This window comes from Allobranchiibius sp. GilTou38 (assembly GCF_017565325.1).
GTDB lineage: Bacteria > Actinomycetota > Actinomycetes > Actinomycetales > Dermatophilaceae > Allobranchiibius > Allobranchiibius huperziae.
Genome location: NZ_JAGEKN010000005.1, coordinates 318,613 through 343,300 on the forward strand (window position 1 = coordinate 318,613; position 24,688 = coordinate 343,300).

The window sequence follows — 24,688 nt, forward strand, 5'->3', positions numbered from 1 at the left end:
CGTCACTGCGCCGCGGCGATGACCTCGGCGATCTGCACCGTGTTGAGGGCGGCTCCCTTGCGCAGGTTGTCGCCGGACACGAAGAACACGAGCCCGCGCCCGTCCTCCACTGCCTGATCCTGCCGGATGCGACCGACATATGTGGCGTCTCGACCTGCCGCGTCCAACGGTGTCGGCGCCTGGGCGAGAGCCACCCCCGGGGCCTTCGCGAGCAGTTCGGTCGCGCGGGCCGGGCTGATCGGCCGTTCGAACTCGGCATGCACGGCCAACGAGTGTCCGGTGAAGACCGGGACGCGCACACAGGTGCCCGAGACCCGCAGGTCGGGAAGCTCGAGGATCTTGCGCGACTCGTTGCGCAGCTTCTGCTCCTCGTCGGTCTCCAGCGACCCGTCGTCGACGAGCGAGCCGGCCATCGGCAGCACGTTGTAGGCGATCGGCGCGACGTACGTCTGGGCCGGCCCGAGCTCGACGGCACCGCCGTCCAGCGCGAGACCCTCGATGTCGCCGGCCTGCACGCCCTGCCGGATCTGGCCGGCCAGCTCCTCTACGCCGGCGAGTCCGGATCCGGACACCGCTTGGTACGTCGCGACGGTCAGCCGCTGCAGGCCCGCCTCGTCGGAGAGCACCTTGAGCGCAGGCATCGCGGCCATGGTGGTGCAGTTCGGGTTGGCGATGATGCCCTTGGCAGGGCCCGCGATCCGGGCCGGGTTGACCTCGCTCACCACCAGCGGCACCTGCGGGTCGCCGCGCCAGGCGGAGGAGTTGTCGATGACCACGACGCCGGCCGCGGCGAACTTCGGCGCCAGTGCCTTGGACGTCGATCCGCCGGCGGAGAAGATCGCGATGTCCAGTCCGCTCGGGTCGGCCTCGGAGGCGTCCTCCACGACGTACTCGCGTCCCTGCCAGGTGAGCGACCTGCCGGCCGAACGCGCCGAGGCGAAGAGGCGCAGGGAGGCGACGGGGAAATCGCGCTCGGCGAGCAGCCGCAGGACGACCGCCCCGACCTGACCGGTGGCCCCGACGACCCCGACGTGCAGTGCGCGCTGCGGTGCGGCGCTCATCGTCCGCTCCCCCCGTAGACGACGGCCCCGCCGTCGGCGTCGTCCAGCCCGAACGCCGTGTGCACCGCCCGGACCGCGTCGTCCAGTTGGTCGTCGCGGGTCACCACCGACACCCGGATCTCCGAGGTCGAGATCATCTCGATGTTGATGCCGTTGTCGGCGAGAGCCTGGAAGAGGGTGGCGCTGACCCCCGGGTGGCTGCGCATGCCGGACCCGACCAGGGACAGCTTGCCGACCTGGTCGTCGTACTGCAGCGACTCGAAGCCGATGTGCTCACGGGCCGCCTGCAGGACCTGCACGGCACGCTGGCCGTCGGTCTTGGGCAGGGTGAAGGACACGTCGGTCTGACCGGTCGCGAGCGCGGAGACGTTCTGCACGATCATGTCGATGTTGATCTGCTGGGCGGCGATCGCCTGGAAGATCTGAGCGGCCTTGCCCGGGGAGTCGGCGACCCCGACGACGGTGATCTTGGCCTCGCTGCGGTCGTGCGCGACGCCGGCGATGATCGGGTCTTCCACGGGTGCTCCTTCTGACTCTGGGGCGGAGGACGGGTCGACGACCCAGGTGCCTTCGCGGTGGCTGAACGAGGACCGCACGTGGATCGGCAGACCGAAGCGCCGCGCGTACTCCACGCACCGCAGCATCAGCACCTTGGCGCCCGAGGCTGCCATCTCCTGCATCTCCTCGTTGGTGATGCGGTCGATCTTGCGCGCCGTGGGCACGATCCGCGGATCGGCGGTGAAGATGCCGTCGACGTCGGTGTAGATCTCGCAGACGTCCGCCTTCAACGCGGCGGCGAGCGCGACGGCGGTGGTGTCGGAGCCCCCGCGACCGAGCGTGGTGATCTCGTTGCTGCCCTGGCTCACGCCCTGGAAGCCGGCGACGATGACGATGTGCCCGTCGCCCAGGGCCTCCTCGATGCGGCCGGGGGTCACGTCGATGATGCGGGCCTTGCCGTGCACGTCGTCGGTGATGACACCGGCCTGCGAACCGGTGAACGAGCGCGCCGAGTCGCCGAGATTGGCGATGGCCATCGACACCAGCGCCATCGACATCCGCTCACCGGCCGTCAGCAGCATGTCGAGCTCGCGGGACGGCGGAGCGGGCGAGACGGCGTCGGCCAGTTCGAGCAGGTCGTCGGTCGTGTCGCCCATCGCGGAGACGACCACGCAGACTTGGTTGCCGGCCTTGCGGGTGTCGACGATGCGGCGCGCCACGCGCTTGATGCTGTCGGCGTCGGCCAGCGACGACCCGCCGTACTTCTGGACCACGAGACTCACGCTCCACAAGGGTAGTGAGCCCAGAATCCGAGACGCGCGATGCCCGAATGGCGGGACGGCACCCCCCTACGCCGACCACCCTGAGGCAGGCGTGACACGGCTCACAGCGCACTTATAACACGCTGACGGTTGGGGCAAAGGTGCGTTCGTCGGCCGCCGGTGGCATCCTTGTCGGATGTCAAGTCGCACCCCGGGGTTGGTGACCACTGTGCCTGAAGTCGGGCATCGTGCATTGTTGCCTGCTTCGCTGCGCACTTTCAGGGCGCCCGTCTGGTGGCACGAGATCGCGATCCTGGTCATCCTGGACATGATCTACGAGCGTCTGCGCAACCTCGTGCCCGACCACGAGACGGCGGCGATCGACCGCGGTCTGCGGGTGCTACACCTGACCCAGAAGCTGCACATCAACTTCGAGTTGTCCCTCAACCACTTCGTCGCCGCGCACGATGAGATCGCCCGCCTCGCCAACGGCTACTATTCCTTCCTACATCTGCCGATGACCGGCGGAGTCCTGATCTGGCTCTTCTTCTGGCAGCGACGCGTCTACCGCTCGGCGCGCACGGTGCTGGTGACCACGACCGTGCTGGGGCTGTGCGGCTTCTACCTCGTCCCGATGGCGCCCCCGCGTCTGCTGGGCGCGGGTTTCGTGGACACCCTGGTGCAGTTCCACACCTTCGGATCCTGGGGGCACGCCTCCGTCGCCGCCGTGACCAACCAGTACGCGGCGATGCCGAGCCTGCACTGCGCGTGGGCACTCTGGTGCGGCCTGACGGTCTTCAACCTGGCCAAGCGTCGGATCGTGCGGTACGCCGCGATGCTCTACCCGCTGCTGACCTTCACCGTGGTCATCGGCACGGCCAACCACTTCGCGATCGACGGCGTCGCCGGCGCCGCGGTGCTCGGCCTCGCCTACGGCATCCACCGCACGCTGCAGGGCCGCGGAGCCTACGAACCGGCTCCGTTGTTGCCCGAGTACTCCTGACGCAACCGGTAGATCGTCACACCGTTCACCCGGGCCGCCAGCGTGTAGTAGGTGTCCACGAAGTACTTCAGCTGCGGGAAGACCGACAGCGGGTACTTGCCGTCGTAGTACTGCCCGCCGTACGCGCGCAGGTCGGCGGTCGAGGTGTCGAGCACCAGCTGTGGCGGGTGGGTGTATACCGAGCGCAGCACGGCCTTGTAGGCGCCGGGCGTGGTCGCCGGCACCGTGCTCGGGTCGGCGGTCCGGTTGCCCGACACCCCCGTGACGAAGTCGGAGTGCACCAACGCCCCGCCGAGCGGCCGGTCGGACTCCCACTGCGCCTGTGGCAGGTTGCCCCAGACGAGGATCGGCTGGTCGGGACGGGAGTGGGCCGCGACGTACTTGGCCAGCGGCGTCGTGTTGGGCAGGGTGCGGAAGGTGCCAGGGGTGAATCCGGCCACCACGGCGGCCGTGGTGACCACCACGAGCAACGCGAGGATCCAGGTGCGCAGGCGGCCGGTGATGCGGGCCGCGGTGGGCGCGGCCAGTAGCACCAGCGGCGGTAGCGACTGGATCCAGTAGTGGGCGAAGAAGCGGAAGCCGGAGATCCAGGCGACCGTCGCCGTCGCCCACCAGATCCACAGGTCCCGATCCACCTGCACCGCCTGTCGCAGGGAGCCGGCCGCCCTGATGCGCAGCGCCACGGGGATCAGCAGCGGTAGATGCAGTCCCACCAGCAGGGCCAGGCCACCGAAGAAGCTGACGGCCACCATGGACCAGTTCGGACCGGTCAGCAGGAATCCCTCGTTGGAGGCGAACACCCAGTGCCACACATCGGCCGTCGGCAGCCAGGCGACGACGACGCCGATGCCGACCGCGAACCCACCGAACATCCACCCCAGGTGGGACCAGCGGCGCGAACGAGCCACGGCCATGCCTGCCGGGAGCAACCCGATGAGCCAGGTCTGGCGACACAGGACCGCGACCGCGAGCGCCAGCCCGGCGAGGGCCGCTGCGCGCTTGGAACGCCGCCGGGCCAGGACCATCGCCACCGCTCCGGGCGCGAGCGCGAAGTGGGCGTAGTTGGCCGCCTGGCCGGCGTCGGGAAGGAACGCGACCGCGGCGGTGATCATCAGCACCCCGGCCCACACACGTTGCGCACGGGTGCGGAGGCTGACGTCGGCGGCGACGGCGCAGGCCGCCACGGCCAGCAGGAGGGCCGCCACGAGGTGCACGGGGCGTAGGTCGACGTTGCCGAAGATCGCGAACGCCGCGTGGTAGAGGTAGGTCGGCAGGGGCGGCTTGCGGTCGATGGCGTCGATGTAGAGCCGCCCACCGTGCTGCAGGGTGATCGCCTGGTCGGCGATCGTGGCCTCGTCGGGGTCGTAGAGCTGGTGGAAGTAGCCGGGCACGTGCACCAGGAGGGCGAAGACGAAGAACCCGCCGGCCATCCCGGCGTACCGCCGCGCGATCTCCCGCCACTGGTCGGACGCCTGTGCCCCCTGGCCGGCGTCGACTTCCGCCCGGGTCCGGGCGTCTACCTCAGCCACCGATCAACCGGCGACCTTCGAAGGCGCGGCCCAGCGTCACTTCGTCGGCGTACTCCAGGTCACCGCCCACCGGCAGCCCCGAGGCCAGGCGCGAGACCGGCATGCCCAGCGGCGCCAGCAGCCGCGACAGATAGGTCGCGGTCGCCTCGCCGTTGAGGTTGGGGTTGGTGGCGATGATGACTTCCTCGATCGGCTCGGCGCCGAGACGTCGCATCAACTCGGTGATGCGCAGATCGTCCGGGCCGATACCGTCGATCGGGCTGATGGCCCCGCCGAGCACGTGGTAGCGGCCCCGGAACTCGCGGGTGCGCTCCATGGCCATGATGTCCTTGGGCTCTTCCACGACGCAGATCAGGCTCATCGAGCGTCGGGAGTCGCCGCAGATGCGGCACAGGGTGTCCTCGGAGACGTTGAAGCACAGGTCGCAGAAGCGGACCTTGTCCTTGACCACGGCCAGCACCTCGCTGAGACGTTGCACGTCGGCGCGGTCGGCCTGCAGCAGATGGAACGCGATGCGCTGCGCCGACTTCGGACCGACGCCCGGCAGCCTGCCGAGCTCGTCGATCAGGTCCTGGACCACACCTTCGTACACAACCGGACAGCCTACGGGCTCACGCTGACACCGCCTCGCCGTTCATCAGGACTCCCTTCCTCCCGGGCGTCGACCGATCCGACGGTGTCGCGCCGGGGCACTCCGAGAAGGGACGGTCCGGGCCGGTCGCAGGTGCCTACCCTGGAGGGTATGGCACGCGACTGGACCGTGGTGCAGTGCTCCGGCGGTGACTACTACGAGACCGTCTGGAGACGACGGGTGTCGTTCAAGGCCGTCCGGCTGGGACGAAGGCGCCTGCAGCGCTGCCCGATCCACCACAGGTGGGAGATGGCGGTGCGGGTCCCCGAGGCGGATCTGACGCCGCAGGTCCGGGAGTCCGCCGCCCGTCACCGCGACTCCGGGATCATCTGATCAGATATCGGCCAGCAGCCGTCGGACCCGCTCGGCCATCTCGTCGCGCAGGAGGCGCATTCGCTCGATCCCGTCGACGCCGCGGGCGCCCGGATCGTCGAGTTCCCATGTGGTGATCGAAGCGCGCATGCCGCCGACCGGGGGCAGGCGCGCCTCCGAGCCCACGACGATGACGTGGTCGGCGCGTCGCAGCAGGTCCGGATCGACCGGCTTGGTCGACTCGCCGTCCATGGAGGCGCCCACCTCCTCGACGACCTGCCGGGACAGGTCGTTGAGCCCGCCGCCGGGTCGGGTGCCCGCGGAGTGCACCTCGACGCGACCCTCGGCCAGCTGCCGCAGCAGCGCGGCCGCCATCTGGGACTTGCCCGCGTTCTTCACGCACACGAACAGCACACAGGGGTCAGGCATCGGCGAGCTCCACCCGGAACCGCGAGCGCAGGGCCAGCGAGACGTAGACGAGTCCCACGAGGACCGGCACCTCGATGAGCGGCCCGACGACACCCGCCAGCGCCTGCCCGGAGGTGACGCCGAAGGTGGCGATCGCCACCGCGATCGCCAGCTCGAAGTTGTTGCCGGCCGCGGTGAACGCCAGCGTCGTCGTCCGGGCGTAGCCCATTCCCAGGGAGCGTCCGAGGAGGTAGCCGCCGCCCCACATCAGCGCGAAGTAGACCAGCAGCGGCAGCGCGATGCGGGCGACGTCCAGCGGTCGTGACGTGACCTGGTGCCCCTGGAGGGCGAAGAGCAGCACGATGGTGAAGAGCAGCCCGTAGAGCGCCCACGGTCCGATCCGCGGCAGATACGCCGCTTCGTACCGCACACGGCCCCAACGGCGTTCGCCGATGCGGCGCGAGAGGAAACCAGCGAGCAACGGCACGCCGAGGAAGACCAGGACCGACCCGGCGATGTGCCACACCGACACCTGCAGCCGGGTCTGCTGCAGCCCGAGCCACCCCGGCAGCACCGAGAGGTAGAACCAGCCCAGCACCGCGAACATGACGACCTGGAAGACGGAGTTCAGGGCGACGAGCACGGCGGCGGCCTCCCGGTCCCCGCATGCCAGGTCGTTCCAGATGACGACCATGGCGATGCAGCGGGCCAGCCCGACGATGATCAGTCCGGTCCGGTAGGTCGGCAGGTCCGCGAGGAACACCCACGCGAGCACGAACATCAGCGCGGGTCCCACGAGCCAGTTCAGGACCAGCGAGCTGATCAGCATGCGCCGATCCCCTGTGACCTGGTCGAGGCGGTCGTAGCGGACCTTCGCCAGGACCGGATACATCATCACCAGCAGCCCGATCGCGATCGGCAGCGAGACGCCCTGCACCTCGACCGCCGACAGCACCCCGGACAGACCGGGGACGAGCCGCCCGAGCAGCAGGCCGATCGCCATGGCGGCGACGATCCAGGCAGGGAGCCACCGGTCGAGTGTCGACAGCTGGGCGACGACGCCGCGGTCGGCGTCGGCGCAGGGCGCGGTGGCGACGCTCACGTGCGCACCGCCCGCACGATGGCCGCCTGCGCGTGCTCGTGGACCGCGTGGGTGTAGCGGATCTCGACCTCGCCCCAGCCGTTCCCGGTGAGCAGGTCCCGGTACTGCTGCTCGGTCAGCGCTCCGGCGATGCAGCCGGTGTAGGCCGCCACGTCGGCGCGAGTTGCTTCGTCCATGTCCGTGTCGGCGACGACGTCGGAGACCGCGAACCGGCCGCCTGGCCGGGTCACGCGGGCTGCCTCGGCCAGCACGACGCCCTTGTCGGCGGCCAGGTTGATGACGCAGTTGGAGATCACCACGTCCACCGAGGCGTCCGGCAGCGGGATCTCCTCCAGGTAGCCGTGCAGGAACTCCACATTGGTGACGCCCGCGTCGGCGGCGTTGCGGCGGGCGAGATCGAGCATCTCCTGCGTCATGTCCAGCCCGATCGCCCGACCGGTGGGCCCGACCCGCCGCGCGGAGATCAACACGTCGCCCCCGGCACCCGCGCCCAGGTCGAGGACGATCTCACCGGCCGCGAGGTCGGCCACCGCCGTGGGGACGCCGCATCCGAGCGACGCCTCGACCGCAGCGCCCGAGGCCCCGGTGTCCGCGCCCGCGTACAGGCCGGCACCGAAGACCGCACGACCGTCCGGGGTGACGTTCTGGTCGTAGAGGCTGGTGCCGCAACAGGAAGTGGTCCCCTCGGCCGCGGCTCGGGCGGACTCGGCGTACCTGCGTCGGACCTCCTCGCGGATGACGATCGGATCACTCATGAGGCCTGCTCCTTGCTTCGATACACGTCGATGCAGAGAGGGTGGCGCGTTGGTTCGATATTTGTCAATATAAGGCGGTGACCTTCATCCCGGTACGCAGTGTGACGACCCCTCGGACGCGCGTGGCGCCCGGCGAGGCGCCCCTCACGGCGGACCGCTGCGAGGACGTGGCGAACGTCTTGAAGGGGTTGGCCGACCCGATCCGGCTGCTGCTCTTCAGCCACATCACGGCGCATCCGAACCCGGTCTGCGTCTGCGACATTCCCGACGCCGGCGTCTCTCAGCCGACGGTCTCCCACCACCTGCGCAAGCTGCGCGATACCGGCCTGGTCGACTGCGAGCGCCGAGGCACCTGGGTCTACTACTGGGCGACTCCGTTGGGCGTGGCCTGCGTGCCGTTCCTGTCCCGGCTGGCAGGCGATCGCTGAGCGCTCGGCGTCAGAGGTGATGCCATCGCGCGCGCAGGCCGAGCGCCGGCCCGAGCAGCGCCATCCCGAGGACCACCAGCACGATCTCGACCCCCGCCGTCGTGAGAGCGGCGGGCATCGCCGAGTGCTCGGCCCGGTCGCGCGCGAAGGCCGCCACGGCCGCGACGAACGCGGTCGGCACGAGCAAACGACCGGGGCCCACCTCCGGAAGTGAGAGGTGGGTGAACGCACCGAGGTCGGTGAGTGGCGACCGCACCGGCCGATCCCCCGGTCGCCGGTAGCCACGGATGACCGATCGGGCCCGCAGGACGCTCGTGGCCGCCAGGGCGGCGAGGACGGGCCCGCCGAGGATGAGGACCGCCGCGCCGTGCCCCGGCACCGCGCCGGCGGCCGCGAACAGGGTGACCGACGCGGCGAGCAGCGCGCAGCCGTTCCGGGCGCAGAGCAGCGACACCTCCCCGGCGCTCGCCGGCCGACCGCGCAGGGCGCCCGCCTGCACCACCGCCAGCACGAGGGACACGACGGCGACCTGTGCGGCGGCGAAGAAGGTCACCGCCCAGCCGATCGACCCGGTCGTCGCGGCGGTCGTGGAGTTCAGCACGACCAGCGTCGAACCGCCGACCGCGATGACCCCGACCGCGGAGGCGAGAGTCGCACGCTGGGCTCGCCGCGTGGCGACCTCCGCGTCGAGCGACGCCGCGATCTCGGCGGCGTCGCCGAAGCGGCGTACGGCCTCTGTCGGCCCCACCGCGGCAGCGGACTCCTCGAGGTGGTCGCGGCACTCCCCCAACAGCCGGCGTCGGACGGATCCGCGCACCTGCAGCAGGCGCCGCAGCTCGTCCAGGTAGTCCTCGACGGCGCTCACGCGAGTCCCCCGATCACGCGGTCCACCGCCGCCGAGAAGGCCTGCCATTCCTGTGCGGAACGGGTCGCCGCCCGGCGCCCGGCCGGGCTGAGTCGATAGACGCGCCGGCGCCGGCCGTCGGTGACGCTCCACGCACTCGTCACCAGATCGGCGCGCTCGAGGCGCTGCAGTGCCGGGTAGAGCGACCCCTCCGGCACCGAGAGCGTGCCGCCGCTGCGCTCGCCGAGCCGCTGGCTGAGCGCGTATCCGTGACCGGGCGCGTCGCCCAGGACGGCCAGCAGGAGCCCTTCCAGGTGCCCCCGCAGAAGTTCGGTTCCCATGCTCGGACCATACCCAGATCGTCTAGGTATCGACAAGGCTCTGCCGGCAACGATGGTGAATCACGCGACGGTGGAGGGCCGTTCGTTGTACGCCGTGGCGCGCGGTTGCCCGGACAACCGGGCGATGGCGTCCATGACCTCGTCGGTCAGCTCACGTCGGGCCCGGCCGGCGGGCACACCGGACCACCGGCCCGCCGGATCGATCGGCGTGCCGAATCGCACCGTGAACCGTTCCCGGTGCACCCGGTTGTCGCCGACGGGCTGCACCTTGTCGGTGCCGATCAGACCCACCGGCACCACCGGCACACCTGCTGTCATGGCCAGGTGGGCGACACCGGTGTGCCCGCGGTAGAGACGTCCGTCCCGCGAGCGGGTGCCCTCGGGGTAGATGCCGAACGCATCCCCGGCGGCCAGCACCCGCAGGGCGAGTTCGAGCGACTTGGCGGCGGCCTGGGAGTCGTCGCGCTCGACCGGGATCATCCCCATCGTCTCGAACCAGAGGCGTGAGGCCGTGCCCTTCGCGCCGGTGCCGGTGAAGTAGTCCGACTTCGCCAGGAAGCGGACCTGGCGCGGGGCGACCAACGGGATCACCACGCTGTCGATGAAGGACAGGTGATTGCTCGCCAGAAGGACTCCCCCCTGGCGGGGCACGTTGTCGGCGCCCTCGACCTGCGGGCGCCACAGCGCGCGTACGACGGGGGAGACGGTGCCTTTGGCGGCGCGGTAGAGCACAGGTCAGTCCCGCTGGTCCTCGATGACCACGCCACCGAGGATCGAGGTCACCACGGGGATGCCGACCTCACCGGCGTCCTCGACGTCCTCGTCGTCTCGTGACCCCTCGTCCTCATCGGTCATCGGGACGGCGGTCGCGGAAACTCCGGCCGCTGGTTGCTGCGCGGCCGGCTCGCTGGCCCAGCTCGGCGCCGGAGCACTGCTCGCGCCCCATCCGCCCGGCTCGACCTCGGGCTCGGACCGCTTGCGCGGCGCGGAGCGCTGGGGGCGGCGCGCGGCCACGGGTGCCGCGGGCTGCGGGTCCGACGTCTCCGCGCCGGTGTCATTCGCGGCCGGTTGCACGTCCTGCTGTCCGCCGGGATCGGCACGCTCGGCAGGCGGCCGCGCCGGGGCGAGGTCGTCCGGCTGCGGCGTCCCGGTCGGTGCGCCGCTGTCGGTGCGGGCCGTCACCGTCACGGTCACGCCGAGGGCCTCCTGCAGCGCCTGGCGTACGACGTCGCGGTGCGACCCCCGCTCGAAGGTCTGCGCCAACCCGGGACTGCTCACCCCGAGCACGAGCTGCGGCGGGTCGTACTCCAGCACGTGGGCGTGCTGACTCAGCAGGGCCCAGGTCACCCGCTTGATCCGCGCGATGGCGTTGAGCACATCCGGCCAGGCCCGGCGTATCGCGTCGGTGTCGAGCCCTCCCCCGACAGCCGACTGCTGGGCCGACGGCGCCCCACCCGGTCCCTGGCCCGCACCGCCCGGTGCGACGCCCACGGGGTCGGCCACCTCCGGGATGTCGCGCCCCTCGGACCGCACATCGACGGGCCCGCCGCCTGCTCCCGCCTCGTCCGGTTCGTCCGGCATGTCCGGATCGGGCGCGGGACTCGGATGCGGGACGGTCGTGGGGTCGGGCACGGGCGACGGCTCGGGGTCGGGCGTCGGCTCCGGGGTGGGTGTATGCGCCGGAGCCGGCTCTGCCGGTCCGGCGGGTGGTGCCGGCTGATCCAGCGGCGGGTGGGGCACCGGGACTTCAGGGTTCGACGGCTCCGGTGCGGATGCCGAGGGCTGCGCAGTGATCGATTCGGACGCGGTGGGCCGGGCGCCCGGCACGGCGCCGATCGCGAGGCGGCGTTCGAGACGGTCCAGCCGCGCGGCGTACCCCTCCTCGCCGCTCGCCCCCGGCAGCAGCACGCGGGCGCAGATCAGCTCCAGCTGCAGCCGCGGGGCAGTGGCCCCGGTCATCTCCGTCAGGCCGGCGTTGACGATGGTCGCGGCCCGGGCCAGGGTCTCGGCGCCGAATGCGGCGGCCTGCTGGCGCATCCGTTCGAGCTGGTCCTCCGGCACTCCGCGCAGCACCTGCGCGACCCCGTCCGGGACGGCAGCGACGATGATCAGGTCGCGCAGCCGCTCGAGCAGGTCCTCCACGAATCGTCGCGGATCGTGGCCGGATTCGATGACCCGGCCGATCTGACGGAAGGTCGCGGCGGGATCGGACACCGCGAGCGCGTCGATGGTGGCGTCGAGCAGCTCGCCATCGGTGAATCCCAGCAGCGCGGCCGCCCCGGCGTAGGTGAGGCCGCCGTCCTGCGATCCGGAGATCAACTGGTCGAGCACGGACAGCGAGTCGCGCACCGATCCACCGCCGGCGCGGGTCACGAAGGACAGCACGCCCGGCTCGACCTGCACGCCCTCGGAGACGCAGAGCTGCTCCATGTACTCGGTCAGCCGCTGCGGCGGGACCAGCCGGAAGGGGTAGTGGTGGGTGCGCGACCGGATCGTGCCGATGACCTTCTCCGGCTCGGTGGTCGCGAAGACGAACTTCACGTGCTCCGGCGGCTCCTCGACGACCTTCAGCAGGGCATTGAAGCCCTGCGTGGTCACCATGTGGGCCTCGTCGATGATGTACACCTTGAAACGGCTGCTGGCCGGGCCGTACGCCGCCCGCTCACGCAGGTCGCGCGCGTCGTCGACGCCACCGTGACTGGCCGCGTCGATCTCGATCACGTCGACCGTGCCCGCGCCGCCGCGGGACAGCGCGACACACGAGTCGCACACGCCGCACGGGGTCGGGGTGGGGCCCTGCTCGCAGTTGAGGCAGCGCGCGAGGATCCGGGCGCTCGTGGTCTTGCCGCAGCCTCGCGGCCCGCTGAAGAGGTAGGCGTGGTTGACCCGGCTGGTCTCGAGGGCGCGCATCAGGGGCACGGTCACGTGCTCCTGGCCGATGACGTCGGCGAACGTCTCGGGGCGGTATCGGCGGTACAACGCGGTGCTCACCAGGGGAACTCTATGCGCCGGGACCGTCAGTGCGACCAGCTCGTGCAGGTGGCATCGGTTGTCCGCAGATTCGTGCACCCGTCGACCCGGATCTGCGGACAATCGTGACCCTGTCAGCCTCGGGCCGGACGTGAAGGACCCCCCACGCACCTGGAAGAGCACGCCTGCCCTTGCTGCATTCCTGCCCTGGGGGAGTTCGGCGCGGTACCACCGCGTGGGGGATCGGCGAACAGTCTAGGACACCGCAGCGGGTACGTCGGCCGCGCCGGTATGAGGCTCCTCCCCGGCGCCCAGCCCGCCGCCGAAGACCCGGCGATAGCGCGCGGGCGCGAGGCTCGTCTCGCGGCGGAAGTGGGTCCGCAGGTTGGCCGGCGAGCCGAGCCCGACCTGCTCGGCGATCTGCTCGACCGACAGACCGGTGCCCTCCAGCAGCTCCTTGGTACGGGCGATCCGCTGCTGCAGAAGCCAGGCCAGCGGGGTCATCGAGGTGCGCTCGGCGAATCGGCGGTGGAACGTGCGCGTCGACATCCGTGCCCGCCGGGCCATCTGCGCTACCGTGATCTGCTCGCCCAGCCGCGCCAGCATCCACTGCTGGGCCGCTGCGAGGTAGTCGTCGCCGGGGGCGATGGGCGGCATCTCGATGAACTGAGCCTGCTCCCCCTCGCGACTCGGCGCCATCACGATCCGCTTCGCGACGTGGGTGGCGACGGCAGGCCCCAGGTCCTTGCGCAACAGGTGCAGCGCGAGGTCGACACCAGTCGTCACGCCGCCAGAGGTGAGGATCGGCCCGTTGTCGACGAAGAGCGGGTTCGGATCGACCTCGAGCGACGGGTGCTGACGCGCCAGATCGGCGCACATCGACCAGTGGGTGGTGACGGTCAGCCCGTCCAGAAGACCGGCCTGCGCGAGAGCGAAGGTGCCCGAGCAGATCGAGACCATTCGCGCGCCACGCTGGGCCGCCGACCGCAGAGCCGCCAAGCCGGGTTCGGCGACGCGCTCCGTCGCGGCACCGCCGTAGCCGGGCACGATCACCGTCTCGGCGCGCCGCAGGAGGCGCAGGTCACCGTCCGGCACGAGGTGCATGCCCCCGGCCACCGCGACCGGACTACCGTCGAGCGAGGCGGTTCGCACGTCGTAGAACTCCGGCGCCTCCCGGGCGAAGACGTGCATCGGGATGGCCACATCCAGCGGCAGGACCTGATCCATCAGCAGCACGACCATCCGATGACGCGTCATGGCACGATTCTATCGACGAACGGCAGTACTGCCACTTCCTGCGTCGAGGGCGAACGACGACGCTGAAGTCATGACCAATGAGACGAACTCTCCGACAACCGATTCCGGTCCGCTCACCGTCGTGCTCGTCCACGGCGCCCTCACCGACGCCTCCGTCTGGCACGAGGTCATTGCCGAGCTGCAGGACCGAGGTCACATCGCCCTCGCGCCCGCTCTGGCCATGCGCAGCCTGGCCGGGGACGCCGCGGACCTGCACGCCTTCCTACGCACCGTCGACGGCCCGATCCTGGTGGTCGCGCACTCCTACGCCGGATCCGTCATCTCCCACCCGGGCGCGCTCACCCCCTCGGTGAGTGGGCTGGTCTTCGTGGCGGCGTTCCAGCCGGAGGCCGGTGAGAGCGCGGGCGAGCTCAACGACCGGTTCCCGGGGAGCGGCCTCACGCCCCAGAACGTCGTGCTGCGCGAAGAACCCGACGGGAAGGGCATGTACCTGCGCGCCGAGCGCTTCGCGCAGGTGTACGCCGCCGACGTCGCCCCGCGGACCGCGGCGGTGATGGCCGCGGCGCAGCACCCGATCGACCCGGTGGCGCTCGCGGAGACTTTCGCGCAGCCGGCCACGTGGCACTCACTGCCGTCGTGGGCGCTGGTGGCGACCGCGGACCACTCGATCCCCACCCAGGCGCTGCGGTTCATGGCCGACCGGGCCGGCTCGAACGTCGTGGAGATCGACTCCTCGCACGCAATCCCGGTCGCGCACCCCGCCGAGACCGCGAGGGTGATCGCCGACGCCGTGACCGCACTGACCAACTCGACCACCTCGACCACCTCGACCACCTCAACCACTGCGGGAGCTACCCGATGAGCAACCTGACGAATCTGCAGGACCGCAATGCGGCGTTCGCCCGGTCCGGAGCCCACCGAGAGGTGCCGGCGATCCCGTTCATCCCCCGCGAGCACCTCTACGTGATCACCTGCATCGACCCGCGGGTGGACCCGGCCGCCTTCCTCGGGCTGCAGCTGGGCGACGCGATCGTGGCGCGTGATGTCGGCGGCCGGGTGACTCCTGAGGTGATCCGCGACGTCTCCTACATCAGCCATCTCGTGCAGACGAAGGCTACGGACGGACCGTGGTTCGAGGTGGCGGTCATCCATCACACCGACTGCGGATCGGGGTTGCTCGCCGACGACACGCTGCGGCACGACTTCGGTCACCGGATGGGGCTCGACGAACGCACCCTGACCGACACCGCGGTGCTGGATCCTGAGCGCACCGTGCGTACCGACGTGGCCCGGCTGCGGTGGGCACCGACGATCTCTCCCGCCGTACGCGTCTCCGGGCACGTGTACGACGTAGGCACCGGCCTGGTCCACACGGTCGTCGACGCCGCCGGAGCGGATGCGATCGAGGGCTGAGGGTATAGCCGCATGACGCTGATTTATGCAGTCCCGCCGGGACCGGGTAGCCTCTGCTCGCCTGGAGGATTCGCATAGTGGCCTAGTGCGCACGATTGGAAATCGTGTTGGGGATGAAACCCCTCGCGGGTTCAAATCCCGCATCCTCCGCCAGCACCGGATGGCCGGTCCCGTACGACGAGGGGCCGGCCATTCCTCGTCCGGACGCCCATGAGGTCATGCAGAGCATGGAAGGCTCCCCTCCATGCACGAAGTGACGGCGTGGTGCGCCTTCCTCGGAGCGTGGCTCCTGGTGGCCGGCCCGATCCTGCAGGCGTCGCTGGAGTTGCAGGAGCTGGACGTCGACGTCGCGCGGTCGGCGATGAAGGGCGCGGCGGATCGGGTCGACGAACCGGACGTCTCGCCGTGGTGGTGGTTGATCCCACCCGTCGGCTACGTGCTGCACCGACGGGCCTCGGGCGCGTACCGGCAGGAGGTCATGCGCCGGTTGCAGCCCGCGGAGCTGGAGGTGGTCTTCGCCTTCACCAACCGCGCGACGGGCTGGGCGATGGTGGCCGGCGGCGCGAGCCTGATCGGCATCCACGAGACGTTCGAGCTGGTCGAGACCCTCGAACGCCCCGGCTGGTGGACGTGGCCGATCTCGGTCGCGATGCTCGCCGTCGCGGCGGCCTACACGGTCGAACGCTCCCGACGTGGTGAAAGCATCCTGCAGAGAGCGGCCGGGTCCGATCCGGTCGTCACGACCCCGCAGGAGAGCCCCGATGCCCGTCGGTCCGACTGACGCCAGCAAGACCCCCCGGTACGCCGGGCTCACCACCTTCGCGCGGCTGCCGCGCCGCGAGGACCTGGAGGACGTCGAGGACTACGACGTCGCGGTGGTCGGGGTGCCGTTCGACAGCGGCGTGAGTTACCGGCCCGGCGCCCGCTTCGGGCCCTCGCACATCCGGGAGAGCTCGCGGCTGCTGAGGCCGTGGAATCCCGAGCTCGACGTCGCGCCGTTCGACCTGCAGCAGGTGGTGGACGCCGGCGACATCGCGGCCAACCCGTTCGACATCGAGGACGCGATCGGGCAGATAGAGCGCGGCGCGGCGGAGCTGACCGCCGGTGGACGACGACTGCTCACGCTCGGCGGCGACCACACGATCACCCTGCCGTTGCTGCGGGTGATGCACGCGGCGTACGGCCCGATCGCGGTGCTGCACTTCGATGCCCACCTCGACACGTGGGACACCTACTTCGGCGCCCCGCACACCCACGGCACGACGTTCCGGCGGGCCTCCGAGGAGGGGCTGCTCGACCGGGACCACTGCCTGCACATCGGGATCCGCGGCCCGCTCTACGACGCGCGCGACCTGCCGGAGTCGGCCGACCTCGGTTTCGCCACCATCCACGCCACCCAGTTCGACGAGCTCGGTACGCGCGGGGTCATCGAGGCGATGCTCGCGCGGCTCGGCGATGCGCCCGTCTACGTCTCGATCGACATCGACGTGCTCGATCCGGGGCACGCGCCGGGCACCGGCACCCCGGAGGCCGGCGGCCTGACGAGTCGGGAGCTGCTCGCGATCCTGCGAGCGCTGGAGGCCACGAACGTCGTCTCGGCCGACATCGTCGAGGTGGCGCCGGCGTACGACCACGCGCAGATCACCGGCATCGTCGCCTCGCACGTCGGCTACGAGCTGCTGAGCGTCATGAAGCCGAACGCCGCTGTGAACGCATGACGTTCACCACGCGCCCCACGCTCGTGGGCACCTTCGGCATGGTCTCCTCCACCCACTGGATCGCGTCGCAGTCGGCGATGAGCGTGCTCGAACGCGGCGGCAACGCCTTCGACGCGGCCGCCTGCGCCGGCTTCGTGCTGCACGTGGTCGAGCCGCACCTCAACGGCCCCGGCGGCGACATGCCCGCCATCGTCGCCACCGCCGACGACCCGACCCCGCGCGTGCTCTGCGGCCAGGGCCCGGCGCCGGCGGGAGCCACCATCGAGCACTACCGCGCCGAGGGCCTGGACCAGGTGCCCGGCTCCGGCCTCCTGGCCGCGGCCATCCCCGGCGCGGTCGACGCCTGGCTGGTGCTGCTGCGCGACCACGGCACCTGGGAGCTGTCCGATGTGCTGGAGCCGGCCATCGGGTACGCCGAGGCCGGCCATCCCGTGCTCCCCGCCGTCAGCGCCACGATCGAACGCGTGGCGGGCATGTTCACCGAGCACTGGCCCACCTCCGCGAGCACCTGGCTGCCGCGCGGCAAGGCACCCACACCGGGCTCGTTGGTAACGAACCCCGCGTACGCCGCGACCCTGCGCCGCCTGCTGGCCGAGGGTGCCGCAGCCGGCGCCGACCGGGTGAGCCGGATCGAGGGCGCCCGGCGTGCGTGGTCGCACGGTTTCGTCGCCGACGCGGTCGACCGCTTCGCCCGCGGGTCCTTCCTGGACTCCAGCGGCGCGGCCCACGCCGGCGTCATCACCGGTGAAGACCTCGGTGGGTTCGAGGCCACCTGGGAGTCCGCCGTCACCCTCGACCGGGCGGGCGCGACCGTCGCCAAGACCGGTGCGTGGGGCCAGGGGCCGGTGCTGCTGCAGTCGCTGCAGATGATGGACGCGCTCGGGGACCCGTCCGAGCTGGATCTGCTCGGCGCCGAGGGCGTGCACACCACGACCGAGGTCATGAAGCTTGCCTTCGCCGACCGCGAGGCGTTCTACGGCGACGTCGACGTCCCGCTCGCCGACCTGCTCGACCCGGCGTACGCCGCTCAGCGCGCCGCGCTCGTCGGCGCGGACGCCTCGATGGAGATCCGGCCGGGCTCCCCCGGCGGCCGGACCCCGGTGCTCCCCCACGGTTTGGGGGAAACCGCCTCTGCGGCAGACGATTCCACCGTCGGTGAGCCCACTGTGTCCGATCGGGCAGCTCCCACCGCGCAACGCGGCGACACCTGCCACGTCGACGTGGTCGACCGCTTCGGCAACATGATCTCGGCGACGCCGAGCGGCGGGTGGTTGCAGAGCTCGCCCACCATCCCCGAGCTCGGCTTCTGCCTCGGCACCCGCGCACAGATGTTCCGGCTGCAGGAGGGCCTTCCGGCGTCTCTCGCGCCCGGCCGCCGGCCGCGGACCACCCTCAGTCCCACCCTGGTGCTGCGCGACGGTGCGCCCTCCATGGCCTGCGGTACGCCGGGCGGGGACCAACAGGATCAGTGGCAGTTGCTCTTCCTACTGCGAGTCCTAGCTCAGGGCAACGCATTACAGGACGCCATCGACGCACCCGCCTGGCACAGCGAGGCGGTCCCCAGCTCGTTCTACCCGCGGGGCATGCAGCCGGGTGTGCTCGTGATCGAGGACCGGATCGACCCGGCCGTGGCGCGCGAGCTGTCGGCCCGCGGTCACGGCGTACAGCTCGGACCCGCGTGGAGCGAGGGACGGCTGTGCGCCGTCACCCGCGACCCCGCCACGGGAGTGCTGCGCGCCGGCGCCAACCCCCGCGGCATGCAGGGGTACGCCGTCGGACGGTGACGGCGTCCGGGCGCAACAACGGGCCGGTCAAGCCTCGGGGATGTCGCGGCCGAAGCTCTGCAGCGTGATGGCGGTCGGCTCGGGACCGCCGCGCCGATCGGTGTCCAGGGCGTCGATGGCGTCCACCTGGTCGCCGCCGAGCTCGAAGTCGAAGACATCGAAGTTCTCAGCGATACGTTGCGGCTTGGTCGACTTCGGGATCACCGAGCGACCCGCCTGCAGGTGCCAGCGCAGCATCACCTGTGCAGGCGATCTGTCGTGCGCTCGCGCGATGTCACCGATCACCGGGTCCTGCAGGGTGCTGGTGTGCTGGCCGTCCCGGTAGAACGTGATCCCGCCGATCGGCGACCAGGCCTGGGTGAGGATTCCGTGCTGCGCGCCGAACGCGTGGACCTCCCGCTGCTGGAAGTAGGGGTGTAGTTCGATCTGGTTCACCGCGGGCACCACGGCGGCCTTCTCCAGGAGCGCGGTGAGGTGCTCGACCATGAAGTTGCTGACCCCGATCGAGCGCACCCTGCCGTCGGCCAGCAGCTTCTCGAGGGCGCGGTACGCCTGCTGGGTCTTCTCGAAATCCGAAGGGAGCGCCTGGTGCAGGATCAGCAGATCGATCTGCTCCACGCCGAGCTTGCCGGCGCTCTTGTCGAACGCGTGCAGCGTCTCGTCGTACCCGTAGTCGCTGATCCACACCTTGGTCTCAACGAAGACGTCGTCGCGTGCGAGGCCGGAGTCACGGATCGCCTCTCCGACCTCGCGTTCGTTGCCGTACGCCGCCGCGGTGTCGATATGGCGGTATCCCGTCGACAGCGCCGCGGCGACCGCGCTGCGCGTCTCGTCGGCGGGCGTCTGGAACACACCGAGCCCGATCGCGGGCATCCGTACGTCGTTGTTCAGGGTCAGCTCCTGCATTGTCTTTCTCCTTGATCGGAATGCCATCGGGTCACGCCTTCAACGGCGCGCGCGACTTTGGTCAGTTCGTGCTCGCGGCGGCCTCGGCCGCGGCGTACTGCTCGTCGGTGACCGGCTCCAACCACGTCGTCGCGTCGGCCTCGCCGCTGCCGTCGAGGATCGCGTAGTGGCACATCATCTGATCGGCGGTGCCGCCGTGGAAGTGCTCTTCGCCGGCCGGGGTCCACACGCTCTCCCCCGCATGGAGCAGGACCGCGCGCCCGTCGCGGGTGCCGACCAGCCCGACGCCGTCGGTGCACACGAGCAGCTGCCCGTTGGAGTGGGAGTGCCAGTTGGTGCGCGCCCCCGGGGTGAAACGCACGTGTCCACAGACCAACCGGGACGTGCCGTCGCCGTCGAAGAGCGGATTCATCCACACGTCGCCGGTGAAGTTCTGCGCGGGCGTCTTGACGGTCGCGGTGCGGGGGTTCTTGTTCACGAGTGTCTCCGTGTCGTGGTGCTGGTCGGTGTGCTCACCCCACCACTGTCCCGGACACCACCAGGATCGGCGACCGGTCCTGATCACCCTGCAGAACGCACTACCGGGCGGCCGCTGCACCATCTGGGCACCGATCGCCGCGTGGGCTTCGGCTGAGGCCCCTCACACGCCCGACGAGAAGAGGTTGGTGATGCATACCTCTGGCGAATAACTAACATTCGCAGCATCTTTGATCGTATTTGCCCTTGCCATCGATATCGAACACGCGTATGATTCACAGTAGATGGCAAGGGGTGCCGTCACCAGCGTAGGAGGGCCATGGCGCAGTCGACGACCGACATTCATGGTCCCGCAGCGCCTGGCACGGGCGCTCGGTTGATGGCCCTCATGGCGGAGTTCACTGCTGCGTTGCAGGAGTGGCCGGGCGCCCTGTGGCAGTTGGACGAAGCGGCACTGGGCGAGGTCGTCGGGGGCATGCTGCGGATGGGCGCCCGGATGGAGAACGTCGCGGCTCTGGCGACCGCGGACGCACTGAGCCGCGGGACCGTGGTGAACTCCACCGCGACGGGTGCTCCGGCGTGGGTGGCCCGGCAAGCGGCTGGTGTGGACCCGGTCGTGGTGCGCCGGGTCGGGACGGTGGGCGTGGACTGCGCCGATCCGCGCAACCGAGTCGTGGCCGAGGCCCTCGCGACCGGGTCGGCGAGTGTGCCGGTGGCCGCTGCCGCGTTGCGGGAGGTGCCCCGAATCCTGCCGCAACTGCCGACCGCAGGTCGCGATGACCTGCTCGGGCGGTACCTGTCGCTGTCCGATCACGGGTGGCGGACCTTGCGGGAATTGACCACCCGGATCCTGGGTCAGTACGCCCCGCAGCAGCTCGTGCGGGACGAGGAACGTCAGCAGGAGTGCGAGTCGGTGTTCTGGGCCGACCTGCCCAACGGGTCAACGAGGTTCGTCGCCGAACTCTCGAGCGGGCACGCCGCCGTGGTCAAACACGCCCTGCGTGCCCTCTCCGCACCCACGCCTGCGCCTGCGCCACAAGAGTCCCCGACCAGCGCGGGGGCCCGGCTAGAAACCGGGACGGGTGCGCTGGAACGAGACACCCGCACCCCGGCCAAACGGCGCGCGGACGCGCTGGTGCGGTTGGTCGACACTGCGGCCGGGGTGCTGGACGGCACCGCACCGCGACCTGTCGGGGAGTTCGGCGGGACCGCCAAAATCCTGGTCACGATGGACTACGCAACGCTGTACGAGGGCCTTCGCAACGCGGGCCGACTCGGCCAATGCGGTTCAGCCAACGGCGAATCCGACCCGACGTACCTGCCGGGCATCGGCCGTACCACCGGCGGGGACCACTTGGACGCCGGCACCCTACGACGGATGGCCTGTGACGCCGACCTCATCCCCGCAGTCCTCGGCGGTGACTCCGAACTCCTAGACGTCGGGCGAGCGAAACGCCTCTTTACCGGCGGCTTACGCACCGCGATCATTCACCGGGATCAGCACTGCACCTTCCCCGGCTGCGACCGACCACCCGACTGGTGCGATGCCCACCATGTGAGGCCCTGGTGGGCCGGCGGACAGACAACACTGACCAACGCAGCCTTACTGTGCGCCCGCCACCACACCATCGTGCACCGCGACCTGCTCACCGCCCAGGTCACCACCACCGGTGTCACCTGGGACCTCACCCCCGGACTGATGCCCAGCCGACCCGGACAGAGACCGGCCGCATGACTCGCGGGGCCTAGTCCGTGCTCACCGAGCTCGCCGTTCCGAACGCGCCGGCCACCTGATCGGCGAGCAGGACCGCGACCCGACACTGCTCGGAGCTCGGATGCCGCACATGGGTCGCGGACGACACCCGGAAGTAGCCGAGGACCGCCTGTCCCCGCTGCACCGGGATGGCGACGTACTCGTCGGTGGGCAGCCCGATCCGGGTCACGTCGACCCGGCGACCGCCCCGGACCACCGTGCCGTCCTGCTCCAGGACGGCGATCCGCGCATCGCGGATCGGGCCGTCGACGAAGGTGGACCGCTCGACGTTCAGGGTGTCGGCGATCTGCTGAGCGGCGATCTCGGTGACCGCCCGGGTGGGCGCGCTGCCGTCCCTGATCGCCGCGGCACTCGCCAACAGCCCGTCCAGATAACCCGAACGGCGCGCGGCTCCGGCCTGCTGACGGTGGCCCCAGAGCGCGAGCTCGGCGACGGCGATGCCGATCAGCACGAGCAGCACCGTCGCGACGACGTGAGCCGTGTCGGCGATCGCGAACTGGTGGTAGGGCCGGGCGAGGAAGAAGTCGAACCAGACGCCTCCGGACACGGCGGCGATCAGCGCGGCCAGCCGGTCGGCAGTGGCGGCGGCTGCGACCACCCAGAGCACGAGCACGAGGACCGCGATGACCGGCGTGATGTCTCTGCGGTCGGTCGCGAGGAGCGCACAGATGACGAGCGGACCGACTGCCGCGCCGACACGCACCGCTGTGGTCCACCACCCGGCCTGGGCCCACGCCGACGGTTCGAAACGCTTCCGGCCGGTCATCAGGATCACTCTCCTTCCACCCGGAGCGGCACTGCTCCGATGTCTTCTCCTCCCAGTCTGATCCCGATCGGCCGGATGAGCGACCCTGCGGCGCATCAAGATTCGTTAATGGCCTGGCCCTGTGCTAGGTGATTGCGCCTTCGTCCCGCAGGATGGCGGGCAAAGGTCCAGAGCCGATCGGAGGGTGTCGTGCGGGTGCTGGTGTCGGTCGATATGGAGGGTGTTGCGGGAGTCGTGGACCCGCAGGACATCAGCCCCGGCAACACGGAGTACGAACGCAATCGCGGTTACATGACGGACGAGGCGAGCGCGGTCGTACGCGGCGTGCTGGCGCACGACCCCGCGGCCGAGGTCGTGGTGTGCGACGCACACGCACGGTTCCGGAACCTGATCCCGGACCGTCTGGAGCAGGGGTGCACGCTGCTGCGGGGTTCACCGCGGCGCCTGGCGATGATGACCGGCATAGACAGCGCCGTGGACGCGGTCTGTTTCGTCGGCTACCACGGCATGGCCGGGACGCCGGACTCCGTGCTGGCGCACACGATCAGCGGCGGCGTCATCGCCCAGGTCCGTTGCAACGGTGTCGAACTCGGCGAGCTCGGACTGAACGCGGCGCTGGCTGCGCACCACGGCGCGGTCCCGGTGCTCGCGACCGGCGACGACACCCTCGCCGCCGAGGCCGCCTCGATCGTGCCCGGTATCACCACGGTCGTGGTGAAGACGGCGCTGGGCAACCGGGCCGCCGAAGGGCTGCACCCGTTGGAGTCGTGCCGCCGGATCGAGACCGCCACGCATACGGCCCTCACGCGCCTCGGCGATGTGCAGGCGCCGCGTTTCCAGGGCCCGGTCGACCTCGAGGTGGACGTCCTCCGGCCGTCGATGACCGAGCGCGCGTTGGGAATCCCCGGGGTCGAACTGCGTGGCCCGCTGACTCTGGGCTTCACCGCCGCGGACATCGCCGCGGCGTACGAGCTCATCGAGGTGTTCGCTGCGCTCGGTGCTCCCTGATCACTTCACGAACGTCGCGATGGCGCGGGCGAGGGCCGGCGCCGTCGGCACAGCCGCATCGGCTGCGACCTGCCGCGGTGCCGGTCACCGTGCCACGACCAGGACTACCACCAGCACGACGACCAGCACGATCAGGCCCGGTAGGAACGCCACCAGCCACCCGGTCGGGGACGCGGGACGGACGCCGTACCCCACCCGCTTCCTCTCGAACATCGGCCGCTTCCCGTCGGTCATGGTGAGACTTCCTCTCCTCCATCAGCATCGCCGGTCCGCACTCCCCGGCGCGGACCACCTCAGGCTAGGGCCGATGTGGCGGCGGCGCCCTGGTTCGGCGGGAGCGGGCCGGCAGACCTGGGACGCGGGGTCAGAGCGCCGCGACCATCAGCAGGCAGGGATTGCCCTCCCACAGCTGCAGCAGCTCCTCCAACGGGGTGAATCCGCAGTGTTCGTAGAAGCGACGGGTCGCCGCGTAGTTCTCGTCCGGCCGGCTCGGACCGAGCGTCTTGACCTGCAGGAGGCGGACGCCGTCGCGGCGCAGTTCTGCCCGCGCGGCTTCCATCAGCCGGGTGCCGATGCCCCGGCGTCGGTACGCCGCGTCGACGGCCATCAGATAGACCTCGGCAGCCTCCGTGAAATGAGTCGTCGTCAGCAACACGCCCACGACGCGGTCGTCGGTCACGGCCAGATAGGACGGCATCGACGCGGCGGCCTCGACGTAGTGGTCGTTCGACTCAGGGATGCCGAACCACTGCGGCAGGGTGGCCAGGATGCGGGCGACGGCGGCGGCGTCGTTCGCCCGGACGACGCGGACGCCGTAGGCATCGGGCGATCCGCCCGCGCTGGTGAAGTTGGGTTCGGGCACGTCACGATCGCATCAGCCGGGTCCCGCCCACACAAGCGATTTCCCCGTCCTTCGGGCGACGTCCGGGGACCTGCACTCCT

At 70.7% G+C, this 24,688-nt stretch carries 27 protein-coding genes, 1 tRNA gene and 1 other RNA gene; 11 read left to right on the forward strand and 18 right to left on the reverse strand.

Translation table 11 applies throughout. The features are described from left to right. Positions 1 to 2: 2 nt before the first annotated feature. Positions 3 to 1,061 (reverse strand): aspartate-semialdehyde dehydrogenase, encoded by a 1,059-nt coding sequence (locus JOB34_RS04980; RefSeq protein WP_208051656.1) that lies wholly within the window; start codon positions 1,059 to 1,061, stop codon positions 3 to 5. After that, positions 1,058 to 2,341, reverse strand: a complete 1,284-nt coding sequence (locus JOB34_RS04985) for an aspartate kinase (protein ID WP_208051657.1) — start codon at positions 2,339 to 2,341, stop codon at positions 1,058 to 1,060. Before JOB34_RS04985 ends, JOB34_RS04980 begins: the two co-directional genes overlap by 4 nt. A gap of 235 nt (positions 2,342 to 2,576) precedes the next feature. Here JOB34_RS04985 and JOB34_RS04990 point away from each other — a divergent pair, with 235 nt between their 5' ends. Next, entirely contained in the window at positions 2,577 to 3,323 is a 747-nt protein-coding gene (locus JOB34_RS04990; RefSeq protein ID WP_179478585.1) for a phosphatase PAP2 family protein, read from the forward strand. Here JOB34_RS04990 and JOB34_RS04995 read toward each other — a convergent pair. Both JOB34_RS04995 and recR read right to left on the reverse strand, forming a co-directional pair. Further along, positions 3,287 to 4,852: a hypothetical protein gene (locus JOB34_RS04995; protein WP_208051658.1), complete on the reverse strand. Its 1,566-nt coding sequence runs from the start codon at positions 4,850 to 4,852 to the stop codon at positions 3,287 to 3,289. The genes JOB34_RS04990 and JOB34_RS04995 overlap by 37 nt on opposite strands. Further along, on the reverse strand, positions 4,845 to 5,444 hold the full coding sequence (gene recR / locus JOB34_RS05000; protein ID WP_208051659.1) for a recombination mediator RecR: 600 nt from the start codon (positions 5,442 to 5,444) through the stop codon (positions 4,845 to 4,847). The genes JOB34_RS04995 and recR overlap by 8 nt, the downstream gene beginning before the upstream one ends. A 150-nt stretch (positions 5,445 to 5,594) precedes the next feature. Here recR and JOB34_RS05005 point away from each other — a divergent pair, with 150 nt between their 5' ends. After that, positions 5,595 to 5,816 (forward strand): hypothetical protein, encoded by a 222-nt coding sequence (locus JOB34_RS05005; RefSeq protein ID WP_208051660.1) that lies wholly within the window; start codon positions 5,595 to 5,597, stop codon positions 5,814 to 5,816. On the opposite strand, the gene JOB34_RS05010 is transcribed toward JOB34_RS05005, so the two are convergent. Genes JOB34_RS05010 through arsM form a run of 3 tightly spaced genes read right to left on the reverse strand, consistent with a single transcriptional unit; the run spans position 5,817 to position 8,060 of the window. Further along, complete coding sequence (locus tag JOB34_RS05010) at positions 5,817 to 6,224, reverse strand: low molecular weight phosphatase family protein (protein WP_208051661.1); 408 nt, start codon at positions 6,222 to 6,224, stop codon at positions 5,817 to 5,819. Then, the gene (arsB, locus tag JOB34_RS05015) at positions 6,217 to 7,305 is read right to left on the reverse strand and encodes an ACR3 family arsenite efflux transporter (protein WP_208051662.1); all 1,089 of its coding nucleotides are present in this window, start codon (positions 7,303 to 7,305) and stop codon (positions 6,217 to 6,219) included. The genes JOB34_RS05010 and arsB overlap by 8 nt, the downstream gene beginning before the upstream one ends. Beyond that, the gene (gene arsM, locus JOB34_RS05020) at positions 7,302 to 8,060 is read right to left on the reverse strand and encodes an arsenite methyltransferase (RefSeq protein ID WP_208051663.1); all 759 of its coding nucleotides are present in this window, start codon (positions 8,058 to 8,060) and stop codon (positions 7,302 to 7,304) included. Before arsM ends, arsB begins: the two co-directional genes overlap by 4 nt. Positions 8,061 to 8,137: 77 nt before the next feature. On the opposite strand from arsM, the gene JOB34_RS05025 reads away from it, so the two are divergent. Next, entirely contained in the window at positions 8,138 to 8,488 is a 351-nt protein-coding gene (locus tag JOB34_RS05025; RefSeq protein WP_347813728.1) for a metalloregulator ArsR/SmtB family transcription factor, read from the forward strand. A gap of 10 nt (positions 8,489 to 8,498) precedes the next feature. On the opposite strand, the gene JOB34_RS05030 is transcribed toward JOB34_RS05025, so the two are convergent. The 6 genes from JOB34_RS05030 to JOB34_RS05055 form a co-directional block, all read right to left on the reverse strand. Beyond that, positions 8,499 to 9,353: a hypothetical protein gene (locus JOB34_RS05030; RefSeq protein ID WP_208051664.1), complete on the reverse strand. Its 855-nt coding sequence runs from the start codon at positions 9,351 to 9,353 to the stop codon at positions 8,499 to 8,501. Continuing rightward, positions 9,350 to 9,673: a helix-turn-helix transcriptional regulator gene (locus JOB34_RS05035; protein WP_208051665.1), complete on the reverse strand. Its 324-nt coding sequence runs from the start codon at positions 9,671 to 9,673 to the stop codon at positions 9,350 to 9,352. Before JOB34_RS05035 ends, JOB34_RS05030 begins: the two co-directional genes overlap by 4 nt. A 60-nt stretch (positions 9,674 to 9,733) precedes the next feature. Beyond that, positions 9,734 to 10,405 (reverse strand): lysophospholipid acyltransferase family protein, encoded by a 672-nt coding sequence (locus JOB34_RS05040; RefSeq protein ID WP_179478565.1) that lies wholly within the window; start codon positions 10,403 to 10,405, stop codon positions 9,734 to 9,736. A gap of 3 nt (positions 10,406 to 10,408) precedes the next feature. Continuing rightward, positions 10,409 to 12,664, reverse strand: a complete 2,256-nt coding sequence (locus tag JOB34_RS05045) for a DNA polymerase III subunit gamma and tau (protein WP_208051666.1) — start codon at positions 12,662 to 12,664, stop codon at positions 10,409 to 10,411. 130 nt (positions 12,665 to 12,794) lie between these two features. Then, an RNA gene (ffs, locus tag JOB34_RS05050) (signal recognition particle sRNA small type) lies at positions 12,795 to 12,891 on the reverse strand. Between the two features lie 7 nt (positions 12,892 to 12,898). Then, the gene (locus JOB34_RS05055) at positions 12,899 to 13,900 is read right to left on the reverse strand and encodes a helix-turn-helix domain-containing protein (protein ID WP_208051667.1); all 1,002 of its coding nucleotides are present in this window, start codon (positions 13,898 to 13,900) and stop codon (positions 12,899 to 12,901) included. Positions 13,901 to 13,970: 70 nt separating this feature from the next. Here JOB34_RS05055 and JOB34_RS05060 point away from each other — a divergent pair, with 70 nt between their 5' ends. The 6 genes from JOB34_RS05060 to JOB34_RS05085 all read left to right on the forward strand — a co-directional run bounded on the left by JOB34_RS05060 (position 13,971) and on the right by JOB34_RS05085 (position 18,815). Continuing rightward, a complete protein-coding gene (locus tag JOB34_RS05060) occupies positions 13,971 to 14,762 on the forward strand; it encodes an alpha/beta hydrolase (RefSeq protein ID WP_208051668.1) in 792 nt (263 codons plus the stop codon). Next, the gene (locus tag JOB34_RS05065) at positions 14,759 to 15,313 is read left to right on the forward strand and encodes a carbonic anhydrase (RefSeq protein ID WP_208051669.1); all 555 of its coding nucleotides are present in this window, start codon (positions 14,759 to 14,761) and stop codon (positions 15,311 to 15,313) included. Before JOB34_RS05060 ends, JOB34_RS05065 begins: the two co-directional genes overlap by 4 nt. Before the next feature lie 63 nt (positions 15,314 to 15,376). Beyond that, positions 15,377 to 15,466 (forward strand) — tRNA-Ser (locus JOB34_RS05070). A 91-nt stretch (positions 15,467 to 15,557) separates the two neighbouring features. Then, positions 15,558 to 16,094 carry a hypothetical protein gene (locus JOB34_RS05075; RefSeq protein WP_208051670.1) on the forward strand — a complete coding sequence of 179 codons (537 nt, stop codon included), beginning with the start codon at positions 15,558 to 15,560 and terminating at the stop codon, positions 16,092 to 16,094. Then, positions 16,075 to 17,031 carry an agmatinase gene (speB, locus tag JOB34_RS05080; RefSeq protein ID WP_208051671.1) on the forward strand — a complete coding sequence of 319 codons (957 nt, stop codon included), beginning with the start codon at positions 16,075 to 16,077 and terminating at the stop codon, positions 17,029 to 17,031. Before JOB34_RS05075 ends, speB begins: the two co-directional genes overlap by 20 nt. Next, positions 17,028 to 18,815: a gamma-glutamyltransferase family protein gene (locus tag JOB34_RS05085; RefSeq protein WP_208051672.1), complete on the forward strand. Its 1,788-nt coding sequence runs from the start codon at positions 17,028 to 17,030 to the stop codon at positions 18,813 to 18,815. Before speB ends, JOB34_RS05085 begins: the two co-directional genes overlap by 4 nt. 27 nt (positions 18,816 to 18,842) lie before the next feature. Here the strand turns inward: JOB34_RS05085 and JOB34_RS05090 are convergent, their stop codons facing one another. Beyond that, positions 18,843 to 19,721: an aldo/keto reductase gene (locus JOB34_RS05090; RefSeq protein WP_243757613.1), complete on the reverse strand. Its 879-nt coding sequence runs from the start codon at positions 19,719 to 19,721 to the stop codon at positions 18,843 to 18,845. Between the two features lie 61 nt (positions 19,722 to 19,782). Beyond that, entirely contained in the window at positions 19,783 to 20,199 is a 417-nt protein-coding gene (locus JOB34_RS05095) for a cupin domain-containing protein (protein WP_347813729.1), read from the reverse strand. A 318-nt stretch (positions 20,200 to 20,517) separates the two neighbouring features. On the opposite strand from JOB34_RS05095, the gene JOB34_RS05100 reads away from it, so the two are divergent. Then, positions 20,518 to 21,933, forward strand: coding sequence for an HNH endonuclease signature motif containing protein (locus tag JOB34_RS05100; RefSeq protein WP_208051674.1), 1,416 nt, complete (start codon positions 20,518 to 20,520; stop codon positions 21,931 to 21,933). A gap of 10 nt (positions 21,934 to 21,943) precedes the next feature. On the opposite strand, the gene JOB34_RS05105 is transcribed toward JOB34_RS05100, so the two are convergent. Then, entirely contained in the window at positions 21,944 to 22,738 is a 795-nt protein-coding gene (locus JOB34_RS05105; RefSeq protein WP_208051675.1) for a DUF4118 domain-containing protein, read from the reverse strand. Positions 22,739 to 22,927: 189 nt separating this feature from the next. On the opposite strand from JOB34_RS05105, the gene JOB34_RS05110 reads away from it, so the two are divergent. Then, on the forward strand, positions 22,928 to 23,746 hold the full coding sequence (locus tag JOB34_RS05110) for a M55 family metallopeptidase (RefSeq protein WP_208051676.1): 819 nt from the start codon (positions 22,928 to 22,930) through the stop codon (positions 23,744 to 23,746). Positions 23,747 to 23,830: 84 nt separating this feature from the next. Here JOB34_RS05110 and JOB34_RS05115 read toward each other — a convergent pair whose 3' ends face one another. Together JOB34_RS05115 and JOB34_RS05120 are read right to left on the reverse strand one after the other, a co-directional pair. Further along, the gene (locus JOB34_RS05115; RefSeq protein WP_208051677.1) at positions 23,831 to 23,980 is read right to left on the reverse strand and encodes a hypothetical protein; all 150 of its coding nucleotides are present in this window, start codon (positions 23,978 to 23,980) and stop codon (positions 23,831 to 23,833) included. A gap of 130 nt (positions 23,981 to 24,110) precedes the next feature. Continuing rightward, entirely contained in the window at positions 24,111 to 24,608 is a 498-nt protein-coding gene (locus tag JOB34_RS05120) for a GNAT family N-acetyltransferase (protein WP_208051678.1), read from the reverse strand. Between the last annotated feature and the right edge of the window lie 80 nt (positions 24,609 to 24,688).

What these genes read in the sequence shown, in the direction of transcription:
- JOB34_RS04980 (WP_208051656.1), bottom strand. Translation starts at nt 1,061, where the DNA reads ATGAGCGCCGCACCGCAGCGCGCACTGCACGTCGGGGTCGTCGGGGCC.
- JOB34_RS05005 (WP_208051660.1), top strand. Translation starts at nt 5,595, where the DNA reads ATGGCACGCGACTGGACCGTGGTGCAGTGCTCCGGCGGTGACTACTAC.
- JOB34_RS05010 (WP_208051661.1), bottom strand. Translation starts at nt 6,224, where the DNA reads ATGCCTGACCCCTGTGTGCTGTTCGTGTGCGTGAAGAACGCGGGCAAG.
- arsM (WP_208051663.1), bottom strand. Translation starts at nt 8,060, where the DNA reads ATGAGTGATCCGATCGTCATCCGCGAGGAGGTCCGACGCAGGTACGCC.
- JOB34_RS05035 (WP_208051665.1), bottom strand. Translation starts at nt 9,673, where the DNA reads ATGGGAACCGAACTTCTGCGGGGGCACCTGGAAGGGCTCCTGCTGGCC.
- JOB34_RS05055 (WP_208051667.1), bottom strand. Translation starts at nt 13,900, where the DNA reads ATGACGCGTCATCGGATGGTCGTGCTGCTGATGGATCAGGTCCTGCCG.
- JOB34_RS05060 (WP_208051668.1), top strand. Translation starts at nt 13,971, where the DNA reads ATGACCAATGAGACGAACTCTCCGACAACCGATTCCGGTCCGCTCACC.
- JOB34_RS05065 (WP_208051669.1), top strand. Translation starts at nt 14,759, where the DNA reads ATGAGCAACCTGACGAATCTGCAGGACCGCAATGCGGCGTTCGCCCGG.
- JOB34_RS05075 (WP_208051670.1), top strand. Translation starts at nt 15,558, where the DNA reads ATGCACGAAGTGACGGCGTGGTGCGCCTTCCTCGGAGCGTGGCTCCTG.
- speB (WP_208051671.1), top strand. Translation starts at nt 16,075, where the DNA reads ATGCCCGTCGGTCCGACTGACGCCAGCAAGACCCCCCGGTACGCCGGG.
- JOB34_RS05085 (WP_208051672.1), top strand. Translation starts at nt 17,028, where the DNA reads ATGACGTTCACCACGCGCCCCACGCTCGTGGGCACCTTCGGCATGGTC.
- JOB34_RS05090 (WP_243757613.1), bottom strand. Translation starts at nt 19,721, where the DNA reads ATGCAGGAGCTGACCCTGAACAACGACGTACGGATGCCCGCGATCGGG.
- JOB34_RS05100 (WP_208051674.1), top strand. Translation starts at nt 20,518, where the DNA reads ATGGCGCAGTCGACGACCGACATTCATGGTCCCGCAGCGCCTGGCACG.
- JOB34_RS05105 (WP_208051675.1), bottom strand. Translation starts at nt 22,738, where the DNA reads ATGACCGGCCGGAAGCGTTTCGAACCGTCGGCGTGGGCCCAGGCCGGG.
- JOB34_RS05115 (WP_208051677.1), bottom strand. Translation starts at nt 23,980, where the DNA reads ATGACCGACGGGAAGCGGCCGATGTTCGAGAGGAAGCGGGTGGGGTAC.